Source organism: Clostridium sp., from assembly GCF_021443865.1.
Classification (GTDB): domain Bacteria; phylum Bacillota; class Clostridia; order Clostridiales; family Clostridiaceae; genus Clostridium.
The window spans coordinates 1-8,067 of the sequence record NZ_JABUTB010000092.1 but is presented as its reverse complement, the minus strand read 5'-3'; the positions used below and the strand labels follow the sequence as shown (position 1 = coordinate 8,067).

General features: G+C 29.9%; 8 protein-coding genes. All 8 read right to left on the bottom strand.

Translation table 11 applies throughout. The features are described 5' to 3' along the window. Positions 1-800, bottom strand: an 800-nt coding sequence (locus HUJ77_RS13260) for an alanine racemase (RefSeq protein WP_291709376.1), incomplete at its 3' end; no start/stop codon positions are given. Between the two features lie 12 nt (positions 801-812). Beyond that, positions 813-1,919 (bottom strand): aminotransferase class V-fold PLP-dependent enzyme, encoded by a 1,107-nt coding sequence (locus tag HUJ77_RS13255; protein WP_291709374.1) that lies wholly within the window; start codon positions 1,917-1,919, stop codon positions 813-815. 9 nt (positions 1,920-1,928) lie between these two features. Then, complete coding sequence (locus tag HUJ77_RS13250) at positions 1,929-2,804, bottom strand: phosphotriesterase-related protein (protein ID WP_291709372.1); 876 nt, start codon at positions 2,802-2,804, stop codon at positions 1,929-1,931. A 384-nt stretch (positions 2,805-3,188) separates the two neighbouring features. Continuing rightward, complete coding sequence (locus HUJ77_RS13245) at positions 3,189-4,484, bottom strand: YhfT family protein (protein WP_291709370.1); 1,296 nt, start codon at positions 4,482-4,484, stop codon at positions 3,189-3,191. A 130-nt stretch (positions 4,485-4,614) separates the two neighbouring features. After that, positions 4,615-4,971 carry a DUF2620 domain-containing protein gene (locus tag HUJ77_RS13240; protein ID WP_291709368.1) on the bottom strand — a complete coding sequence of 119 codons (357 nt, stop codon included), beginning with the start codon at positions 4,969-4,971 and terminating at the stop codon, positions 4,615-4,617. Positions 4,972-5,018: 47 nt separating this feature from the next. Then, positions 5,019-5,372 carry a PRD domain-containing protein gene (locus tag HUJ77_RS13235; RefSeq protein WP_291709366.1) on the bottom strand — a complete coding sequence of 118 codons (354 nt, stop codon included), beginning with the start codon at positions 5,370-5,372 and terminating at the stop codon, positions 5,019-5,021. Positions 5,373-5,422: 50 nt separating this feature from the next. Continuing rightward, entirely contained in the window at positions 5,423-6,349 is a 927-nt protein-coding gene (gene yhfZ, locus HUJ77_RS13230; protein WP_291709365.1) for a GntR family transcriptional regulator YhfZ, read from the bottom strand. Between the two features lie 180 nt (positions 6,350-6,529). Beyond that, a partial coding sequence (locus HUJ77_RS13225) for an LPXTG cell wall anchor domain-containing protein (protein WP_291709363.1) occupies positions 6,530-8,067 on the bottom strand: 1,538 nt, incomplete at its 5' end.

The following is an 8,067-nucleotide window of genomic DNA, read 5'->3' as shown; positions in this document are numbered from 1 at the left end:
TGATAAGGTGTAGTTCCTGTAAGGCCATGTCCTGGTTCTCCATGAGTACCACCTTCTTCATATATTTTCTTAATAGAGCTTGTGCAAGTTGCAGAAGGCATATTTAATTGCTCTATAGTTAAATTAAATTCTTTTTCTAGAATTTCTTTTGCTTCTTTAATAGTATCTATATTTTTAGTTCTCATAATTTCATTTCTAGCTTCATCATATAGGAAACATGGGAATGATGTTATTCCTGCTATATTAAGATTCTTAAATTTAATTAATTCTTTTACCATAGTCTTAAGATTTTCTAATTTAAAGCCCCCATATTGACCTGAATATAAATTATCATTTTCTCCTAATACCCTTAGCATAATATTTTGCTTAATCCCTAATTTCTCACAAACATCATTTATTTCTTTAGCTTTTTCTATAGTATAAATAGTTATATAATCTGGTTTAGATTTAACTACCTTTTCAATTAAAGCTTTTGGAATTTGAACTAAATGTCCAACATGTCCAATCTTAATATCATTATTAATCATAATTTCAGCTTCTTTGAAATCAACAACTACTGCACCTTCATATCCAAGCTTCATAAATTCTTTAGCTATAATAGGATTTCTTCCTATTTGCTTAGTCATAAAATAAAGCTTAATTCCATATTTATCTGCTTCATCTTGTATTTTTCTTGCATTTTCTATTAAAGTATCCAAATCTATAACATAGGTATCTGGCAATATTAATCCTTCTCTATGGAGATTAAATGCAGCTTCAACTAATTCTTTATTTTTTTCTACAGTTTTTTCAAGAAACACATTTTTTCCTCCTTACCTAACTTTTCTAACTTCCTCTATGGAGCTTTTTAAAATTCTAATTATTGTATCTGCTCCACTTCTCATTGGATTAATTCTAATCATTCTTTTTTCAAGAGTTTCATCTGCTGCTCTAAAGGTCCCTGAAATTCTATACATCATTGGAACAAATTCATATTTAGATTCTGATCCAACTGGGTGAGATGCTGCTCCATATTTAGTAGTAACTTCTAATATTTCCTGGGCAATATCTTCATTGAATTCAACTAATACCACCTTAGATTGTGCATTTGCAAGAAAGGCATCCTTTATTTCTGGTATTTCACCATTCTTTAGTCTATTTACTAACTCTTCATTAACCTCTGATTGAATTGCTAATGAAACTGGTGCATATACTAATCCCCTTAAAGCCTCCATAGCTTCATGCCCTTGTACTTGGCTACCTCCTGAATAATTTAATGAATAGATCTTATCTATTAAATCCTTCTTACCAATTAAGACCCCAACACCTTCTGGTCCTAATGTTTTAAAACAAGAAAAGCTTCCAAGATCTGCTCCACATTGACTACCTATCTTTTTAACCTTCAAGGCTGCATAATTATCATCTGTAACTATTCTTATATTTTCATTACTTTCTTTAATTGTAGTTATTACTTCTTCTAAATCATAAGAATCATCTATTTTTTGTCTAGTATTTTGAACTAATGCTCCCTTAATTTCTGGATGCTTAGATACAACTTCTTTAACATTCTCTAAATTATTAAAATTAGCTGTAATAACATTAAGTCCCATAGTTTCAATAGTTACCTTAGAAGTAGGATATATAGGTGCCTCATGAACTAATATGGTATCTCCACTTTTCATAAAGCTTATAAGTCCCCATCTTATGGCTCCTGTTCCTGCTCCCCTTACTAATATTGCTGCTTCAGCATCAAAAACCTCTGCAAAAATATTCTCCACCTTCTTAGTATAGGTTGGCTTATTTAATCCCTTTACTACCCCTAAATCCCCTAGGGATAATACTTCACTGCCATCAAAATGCTTTGTTACAGTATCTATTATTTTAAATTGTAATTTCTTTGCTTCATCTAAGCTTATTGAATGTAATGGGTATGTCTTCATAATTGCCTCCTATTTAAGGTTGTATATATTTTTTATATTATTAACTAACATATTTTCTATATGCTTGTTAGAAATTTCATTCTCATATAATCTTGGTAGAAAACTATCAATTAAATAGCTATAACCAAGTCCTCCATTATCCATAAAATGTGATTTTCTTGTAATATCCATAGACAATACTATTTGATTGCTATATCCCCTATTACAAAGTTCCTTTAACCAATTTACCCTATTCTCATCTGGTTGATAATTATTTTTCCCTATAGTATCAAAGGCAATATTAACACCTGTGTCTAATAATCTAATCATATATTCTAAGTCCCCACTTAAATCTATATGACTTAAAGTAACCTTTGATAAATCCACATTAAACTTATTAAATATTTCTATCTGTTCAAGTCCTAATTTTCCTAAAGTAGTGTGAGTAATAATTGGCTTTCCTGTTTCAATATGAGCTCTTGATGCTGCCTCAAAAACTTTAAGCTCCATTTCCTCCACTCTCTTTAAGCTAGTTCCAATTTCTCCAATAACCTCTGCCTTTGTTGATGTTCCATCTATTCCATATAAAATTTCATCTATAAGAATTTTAGCCATTTCCTTTTCATTTATTTTATAAACTTCTTCAGGTAAAAAAGGCTCCTTATAATACCCTGTTGCTTGAAGAATATTTAAACCTGTTTCCCTCATAACCTCTAAAACATATTCAGTATTCCTGCCCATACCTCTATTAGTTACGTCTATAATAGTAGAAACTCCTCTGCTCTTTAAATCTTTAAACTCTTCTATAGTTTGATTTTTATTATCTAAAAAGCAATCCTTATCCTTCTTAACTCCAGACAAATCTATTGTTATATGCTCGTGAGCATAAATTATTTCCTTTGCCATTTCAAACCCCCTTGTATAAATGTAAAATGTAAAATTTAGAATGTAGAATTATTGGTGTAATTCAGTAGGCTGAATTATGAAATTTATAAATTCAAGAGTTATCTAATTCATGATTTAACTAATTTCAAATTTTTAATAGATAATGCGTAATTGTGCACTCTACAGAATGCATAATGCACAATTGATAATGCATAATTTATGAAATAATTCAGACAAGCTGAATTATGAAATTTTATAAATCCCCTTGGAATTTAATCCTTAATTCTTTCATTCTTCATTTCTATTTTGCGTCAGCAAAAAAGAAACTTCATTCTTTCATTTTCCAAAACTCCTGTGGAGTTTTTACCTTAATTATGCATTGTACATTACCCATTATCCATTAACTTAAGCTGGTATTACATATAATCCAACTAAGTATAGTATATTTATTAAAACTCCTACTCCAATAGCTCCAACTGGGCCTATTGCCATATCTACTATTGGTTTTCTTGAAGTCTTATTTAATACATATAGTCCGACTACTACGAATAATCCAAGTCCTGGTGCCATATCTTGTGCAGCCATCATACCACCTATTAGTAATGCGACTTCTAAAACCTTACTCATAGCTGTTCTTATGTTATCTCCACATTTTCTAACTCCTGGGAACTTGTCCATTAATTTAGCTAATCCATCTAGGAAGAATATTTCTAAAGCCATAACTAACGCTCCAGCTACAAATGCTAAGAATGGATTTCCTATTAAGAATCCAACTACGAATACAAATGTCATACCTGCAGGTGCATAAACTCCAGTAGAAATTGCAGTTGTAGCTACTAATGGAATAAATCCTATTCCTCTTGCAAATGCAGTCATAGCAGCTTCTGTATTTTTTCCTTCTGCTAAAAGATTTAAACTAATTGGATCTCCTGCTAATAAACTAAGACTTGTTGCTGCAGAAATTAATCCACCCATTAAAGCTAATACAGGTAAGTTCTTTTTAATTTTTTTAACTCTTTCTTCAAAAATTGCTACTAAGTCAATCTTTGGTGCATTAGGATCTGGTTTTTCTTGTACTGCAAATATAATCATAATTATCATACCTGCAAGTAATGCCATACCTTCTGGTTCTAATTTGATAGTTGCTCCATTAATAGTGAACTTTCCATATAATGAAACAATTTGTCTAATTAATAAAGCTATAACTCCAGTTAAGAAACCTTTTTTAGTTCCAAATTGATAAGCAACAACTAAAGCTGGGAAAACAGCAAAGGCAACTGTAATTGGCGTTCCAACTAATTTTAATGGTTCTAAGAAATTAACTGGTAACATTGCAAATAAATCAACTACAAATTGTAATCCATAAACTATTCCTATTCCGTAGATAGCACCTACTACTCCTGAAATTATCATTCCTTTTTTACCACTTGGGCAGAAAGAACCAATAATATCAGTACCTAATAAAATACTGTGAACCAAAATAATAGTTGCAGCTATTGAGACTGGAATACCAAACCCTATAACTAAACCAAAGCTAATTGCAAAAGATGTTGCAGCTAATGCTTTTTTATCCATTCTTCCTTCTAAATACTCTGGAACAATTGGTCTAAATCCATCATTAAATACAGCAACTCCTGTGTTTGATAAGATTGCAGCTAAAGCACCTAGAAGTGCAATTACCACATATTGAAGATAATGCATAAATTATTCCCTCCTAAAATTAATAATTCTATTTAAATTAGTAAATAAAATGAACATTTAACATTCTTATTGGCTCTTTCTTTACTAATAAAATATTCATTAAATAAACTTTTAAATTTATTCCTTATTATTAAAGAATATATTTTAAAATAACTGGTATAACTTCCTCTGCATGTTGAGCAGTAAAGCCAAAAGCCTTTTTGCCAGCCTCTACTTCTGCCTTAATTTCTGATTCAGTTTTAATATGTCCAGGCATTGATACTGTTGCACAGTTTGGCATTCCAAGTAATGCTATTGCCATTGCTAAAGCACCACCACCACCAGTATTGCAAGCTCCTAAATAATAATCTGCTTGTCCTGTTTTTATAGCCATTGCAGCTTCAATATCACTTTTAATTTGTATACTTACTTTATCCCCTGCAATTTTAGCTGTAATATCAGCAACTCTTTGCTTATCAATTTGTCCACCAATAACTATTTTTTTCATTTTAACTCCTCCATATAAAATTATTTATAATCATATTTAACTAAAATCTATGCTTGTCTTAATAATGCACATATATGCATAACTAAGAAATTCACTTCTTCCTCTGGTATTTCTCCTAAGAATTCTTTTAAATCCTTTACAACATTAACAGCTTCTTTATAATTTTCTTCTAACTTAAGTGCTTCAAGTATCTTTATATCAACATCATTTACCATTTCATTTTTATCAATTCTCTCTAGGGAAGAACATAAATGAGTAATAAGCATTGAAGAATTTTCTTCCACAAGCTTTATATTTTTTACCTCATCAAAGTATTTAATAACCTGTAGTACCTTATTATGATTTTTTTCAGATAGCATCCCTGATTCCTTAAATATATTTAATCTTATATGTAATTCCATACAAATCCTCCAATATACATTTTTTTGTACTTTCATTCATTGAATACCTCTTAATATTGAGGCATTATCTTCTTTTCAATAACTAATCTTTGATATTCTTTTACATCTTCAACATCTAATACTCTAGAAAAAAGTGCTGGAACAATTGAATTTTTTTCATTTGCAATAATTACAGCTTCAGTATCTTTAATATTTTTATTTTGCCTGTCTAATGGGATAAAATTAAAGTCATCTTTTCTATCTTGAAGATCATCTAAGTTCCAAATAGCTGCATCAATTTTTCCTTCTTTAATAGCAGATATAAATTGGCTATAATTTAATGTAACATATTGAACTTCTAAATCTCCAAAATATGTTTTTGTTAATACAGATTGATCTATAGAAGAATTATCTATTCCCACTTTAGTACCCTTAGTAAACTCTCCATTAAAATCCTTTGCTACTACTATAATATGCTCATTAACATAGCTAAAATTCCCGAAGCTCTTAACTATTTGAATACTCTTTTTATTTTGTAGATAAAAATCTGCTGTCAATCTTGAAGTAACTGCAAAATCATATCTTCCATCTTCTAAAGCTTTTAATCTATGATTAGAACCTCTCATAAAAGCAAGATTAGTATTAACTCCACTGTCATTTAAGCATTTGCAAATACCAGTTGCTAAACCCTCATATCTTTTAGAATATGGTAATGGCATAACTCCTACTAAAGACTTTATACCTGTCAGCTCTAAAAGCTTAATATAATCTATTTCATTTATGAAAGTGCCAAGATGTCCTCTAGACTCTAAAGTTACAGCATTTTCTTCCTTTAAAATCTTTATTGCAGATTGTATTGTTCCCCTAGCTGTTTTGTAATTTTCAGCAAGCTCTGCAACTGTTTTTATTCTGTCTCCACTATTTAATGGCAAAAATTCTACTGCTAAAGAAGTAATTGCAATCCCAAGTTTTTGCATAAGCTTACTTTGAACATCCATTACATATCTCCTTTATCAATATACAATATTTTGTATATTAATACTAACACTTTATGTATACATTTGCAATAGATTTTTAGTATGTTATAAAATTATATTTATTATCTCATATTATTATTATCCAAATGTAAATAAATAGGGCCCCAAGGCAATGCCTATGGGACCCTAGAAAAGATAGTATTATATTGTAGCTTTTTTCTTTTTTAATAAAACTGAGCCTAATGCTATTAAAAGCATTGAGATAGTTGCTATAGAAATAGGTGATACTCCTCCTGTTGCAGGCAATAATCCTTTACCTGGTGCTTGATTGTTATTACCAGAATTATTGCTTCCACCATTGTTGTTTCCACCGTTGTTATTTCCACCGTTGTTATTTCCGCCGTTATTATTTCCGCCGTTATTATTTCCGCCGTTATTATTTCCGCCGTTGTTATTTCCACCGTCGTTATTTCCGCCGTTGTTATTTCCGCCGTCGTTATTTCCGCCGTCGTTATTTCCGCCGTTGTTATTGTCTTCAATTACAACTAAATCTTTAATTGCATTTTCTATTTCTGCTTCAGCTTTATTAACTTCTTCTTGTGTTGCTTCTTCATTATTTAAAACATTTTTTACATTATCTAGTGTTAATTTAAGCTTACTAACACTTGCTTCAGTGTATTTAGATGTATCTATTGCTTCAGCCGTATTTATTAATTCTTGAAGCTTGTCTTTGTTAACAGCTTCTGTAACTTCTTTTTCAGCTATTATAAACTTAGAGAAATGTGAAGTTTTAAATGTAACTTCATTTCCATTTATTATTGCTTCAACATCTTCAAATTCCTTAGTTTCTTCGTTGTAATATAATACAATTAGATTATCTTTATTTAATCCTTCTAAATCTGCATCTGTTAATATTAATTTAACTTCTACTAATGCATCTCCAAATTGACTAATCTTTATTTCTTCATTTCCTTCAACTGCTACTATATTAAATTCAAATACTTTACCAACAGCTTTTAAATCTTCAAGTATGTCTGAATTTTCAATTACATTCATTCTAAACATAACTTTTTCAACATCTTCTGTAATTTGGTTCTTAAATGCTTCAAAAGGTATTTTTACTGTAGCAAAATCTTCTATATTTAAGGAAATTGAGCCTTGACCTTGTTCTAATGCATTAGCATCATTAATTGTAACTTCAATAGAGTTAGGGATTTCACTTGCTGGAATATCTATTACATTTTCTTCTCCAGCTTTAATTTCTTCAATTTCTACTTTTACATTTTCTTTTACTTCATTATCAATAACTACAATTAATTTTAAGTTATTATAAGCAATACTTAAATTATTATAAGAATCTTGTACTTCTTCTTCTGTTGCATTCTCATCTGTTAATACAGCATTAACTTTTTCAAGTTCAGCTTGTAATCCCCCCCAAGTTGAAGATGTATATTTACTTGAATCTAAAGAATTAATTTTACCAACTAAGCTTATAAGTTGTGTTTTATCAACTTCTACAGGTACATACTCTTTTAAAGATTCCATAGCTAAAGTTACATTATTCTTTGCATTTGCTATTTCTTCTTGAGTAGCATTTAGTTTAGCTACTATAGCTTTTGCTTCTAAAACCTTTCCTTCTAAAGCTGTCCATGATTCATTGCTGTAATCATTTTTGCTTAAATTAGAAACTTCAGCAATAGTATTAACTAAATCAAGAGTTGAAACTTGTACATTTCCTT